Origin of the sequence: Streptomyces calidiresistens, assembly GCF_014141525.1 — a bacterium.
GTDB lineage: Bacteria > Actinomycetota > Actinomycetes > Streptomycetales > Streptomycetaceae > Streptomyces > Streptomyces calidiresistens.
Genome location: NZ_VKHS01000632.1, coordinates 1 through 3,310 on the forward strand (window position 1 = coordinate 1; position 3,310 = coordinate 3,310).

The following is a 3,310-nucleotide window of genomic DNA, read 5'->3' on the forward strand; positions in this document are numbered from 1 at the left end:
GCCCACCGCACCGGACCGGGGGCGTGTTCCCGCTCGGTCCTTCGTCCCGGTCCCCCGTCCGGCCCCCTCGGGCCCCGGGGCCGGGCGGGAGCGGGCGGACACGGACGCGGCGCGGCCGGTGGCCCCCCGACGGTGCGGGGGGCCACCGGCCGCGCGGTGGATCGGAGGGATCCGATGCCGGGTCAGGTGGTGCAGAGCTGCGGCTTGCCGATGGAGCGGTACATGCAGTCGGCGTTCTCCAGCAGGATCAGCACGGCCTCACGGTTGCGCGCGGTCTCCCGGTTGATCACGCTGCCCGGCGGATAGAAACCGCCCTGGCTCGCCGTCCGCGGGTACATCTCGAAGGTGTAGGACCAGATGCCCTGGTCGCCCCACATCCAGTCGCTGATGCTGCCGTCGGTGATGTACAGGTCGCTGGACTGCTGCGGCCGGTAACCGTTGCTCGCGGCCATCTGGCGGCCCACCGTGGCGAACACGTTCAGCTGGTCCTGGTTCAGGCCCGGCGCGGTGTCATTGTAGGTGTAGCCGAAGGGCCACAGGATCAGTTCGCTGTAGGTGTGGAAGTCGATGTGCGCGGTGATCTGCTGCCGGCCGCCGATCACCCGGCTGCGCACGAAGTTGGTGAGCACCCGGGTCTCGGGGGCGGACTCGGCGCTCGGCCCCCGGTAGGTGTCACTGGCCGGGTTGGTCGAGGACCCGCCGCAGCACCCCCACCGGTAGGCGAAGTTCCGGTTGATGTCGGTGCCGATGGCCGTGGAGCCGGAGTTGGGCTGCCGGTTCTTGCGCCAGTTCCGGAAGCTGCCGGAGTCCTGGTCCCAGACCTTCCCGTCGGGGTTGAGGCTGGGGATGATCCAGATCTCGCGGGTGTTCATCATGGTGGTGATGCGCGAGTCCTGCCCGTACCCGGTGGCGAACTCGTTCATCAGGTAGAGCGCCATCTCGGTGGTCAGGTGCTCGCGGGCGTGCATGTTGTGGCTGAACAGCACCTCGGGGCGGTTCTGGTCGACCCGGGCGTTGTTGCTCATCCTGACCGCGATGATGTCGCGGCCCTGGTGCGAGCGGCCGATGACCTGGCGGTGCATCAGGTTCGGGTAGCGGGAGACCAGGGAGTTCACCGTCGCCGTCATCTGGGCGTAGCTGGTGTACTGCGAGGGCGTGGAGGTGACGGAGAAGTCGCCACCGGAGGCGTCCTGCGGCAGGGCGTCGGGCACGGCCTGCCGGATCTCCTCCAGCAGGTAGCCCATGCTTCGCAGCCGCTTGGCGGTGGCCTTGTCGGCGGTGACGGTGACCGAGTGGTCGTCCACCGCGTCGATGGACACGCCGTGGGCGGCGAGGACGGACCGCTGGGTGGCGGACGAGATGCCGCGCACCTCGTAGGTGCCGGGGATCTCCTCCGCGGAGGCCCGGGCGCCGTTGGCGCCGTCGGGGGAGGCGGCGCCGGCCTGGGCCCCGAGGGTCAGGGCCAGGGCCAGTGAGAGGACGGCGGCGGCGGTGGCGGTGAAGCGGCCGCGCAGGGGTGTTCGCATCGCATCTCCGGGGGTGTCCAGTGCGACGGGCGGGGGGTGACGCGCCGGTGTGGCGCGGGGCACATCGTGGCCGAGTGGCATGACCCGGTCAAGGATGCGAATCCAGCCGTCCACCGGGCCCCGGAAACCCCGCTGACCGGCGGTGTTATCGCCGGTTTGCGCCGCATTCGACGGCGCGTCACCGAGGCGTACCCGCCGGTCGGACCGGGCGGAGGGGCGCGGCCGGTTCCCGTCGTGAAAGGCCTTGCGGACGCGCGCCGGCGCACCCCCCGGGGGCCCCGGCACGCCCCCTCACCGCACCCCCGGCGGGAGTCCTCCGGTGGCCCGCTCCCCGGGAGGGGGTTCGACGCGGGCGGCGCGGTGGCCCCGTGCCCGATCCGGCGCGCGCCCGACCCCGGCCCGGCGGGCGCCCCGGCGGCGAACGCCGGTCAGGAGCCGGCGGTCTGGACCACCGCGTGGGCTCCGGAGATCCGCCAGTCGTCCTCCGTCGCGGTCAACCGGTTCACCGTCCCCACCGGCAGCCCCGTCACCACGTCCGACTTCAGCAGCCGCAGCGCCACCACCGGGGAGGGGAAGTGCGCCACCAGCGGCGCGAACGGCGTGGTCGCCGGCCACAACCGGTCCCCGACCAGCCGCCGGTAGTTGAGGTCCCCCTTGAACAGGGACACCGCGCAACCGGCCAGTTCGGTGCGCAGGTCGGCGGGCATCTCCGCGAAGGTCAGCGGCGAGCAGAAGAACGGGTGCGCGGAGAGCGACAACCGGTCCGTGCCGATCGCCTCCCACAGGCGTTCCCCGATGCCGGCCGTGCGACCGGGGCCGAAGGACAACCGTCGCACGGCGTGCATCACGTCGGCGAGCACCGCGTCCGAGACGTAGTACGGCGCCGGCTTCACGTGCAGCACCACCCGGTCGGCCAGGCCGTGCACCAGCAGGTGGTCGATCAGGGCCAGGTCGGCGATCAGCTCCCGGCCGCTGTTGTCCGCGATCACCGCCACCGTCCCCGCTCCCTCCGGTCCCGGCTCCAACAGGTCGCGGGCCGCGGTGAGTTCGTCCACCACCAGGCCGGCCTCGCCCTCGCCGAGGCCACCGCCGGGGACCATCCCGAAGCTCAGGTCCGCCCGGTTGCCCTGCAGGGAGGCGAGCAGCAGGGCCCGCAGCCGTTCCTCCGCCGGCCGGGACCCCAGGTCGTGCAGGGCCTCCAGCAGGGCGTCCACGCCCTCGCCGCGCAGTTCGGCGTGCTTGACCGGCGCGAAGGGGTCCAGCCCGCGCCACGGACCGGGACCGAAGTGGGAGACGGCCTCCAGCAGCCGCCGGTAGAAGAAGCTCTCCGCCCACAGGAACGGCACGTCCAGCCATCGCCGGCCGTGGTGCGGATACCCCCACTCCGCCCACCGTTCGTGGTCGTGCGCCTCCTCCGGCAGGGGGGTGATGTCCCCGCCGTCGATCTCGATCAGCAGGGCGTCCAGCGCCCGCTGCTGCTCCGCGCCGTAGGGGAAGGATCTGCGCACCCGGTCGATCAGCGCCGGATGGCGCTCCTCCAACACGCTCCGGGGGAACGATCCGGGGATGTTGCCCCGGATCACCGGTGCCTCGTCGTCCGCCCCCGGGCGGGCGTCGCCGACCCCGGTGGTGCCGTCCTCGCCGTCGGGGGTGAGTGCTGCGTTCACGCGGCCGAGTCCTTCCCTGGCGTGTCCCGTCGCCCCCGCCGCCCGGCCCGCGGGCCTTCGGGGCGGGGGCCCGTCGGTGGGTCCTCCCCGACGATCCTGCCCCGCCGCGTCCCCCGC

The 3,310-nt window shown here is 73.1% G+C and carries 2 protein-coding genes; both read right to left on the reverse strand.

Annotation, left to right across the window (positions count from 1 at the left end):
- Window positions 1–182: 182 nt before the first annotated feature.
- Window positions 183–1,526, reverse strand: coding sequence for a M14 family metallopeptidase (locus FOE67_RS20685; RefSeq protein ID WP_182666341.1), 1,344 nt, complete (start codon window positions 1,524–1,526; stop codon window positions 183–185).
- Window positions 1,527–1,954: 428 nt separating this feature from the next.
- Window positions 1,955–3,193 (reverse strand): damage-control phosphatase ARMT1 family protein, encoded by a 1,239-nt coding sequence (locus FOE67_RS20690; RefSeq protein ID WP_323385168.1) that lies wholly within the window; start codon window positions 3,191–3,193, stop codon window positions 1,955–1,957.
- Window positions 3,194–3,310 lie beyond the last annotated feature (117 nt).

Coding starts and splice junctions, on each gene's coding strand:
- FOE67_RS20685 (WP_182666341.1), bottom strand. CDS start 1,526: ATGCGAACACCCCTGCGCGGCCGCTTCACCGCCACCGCCGCCGCCGTC.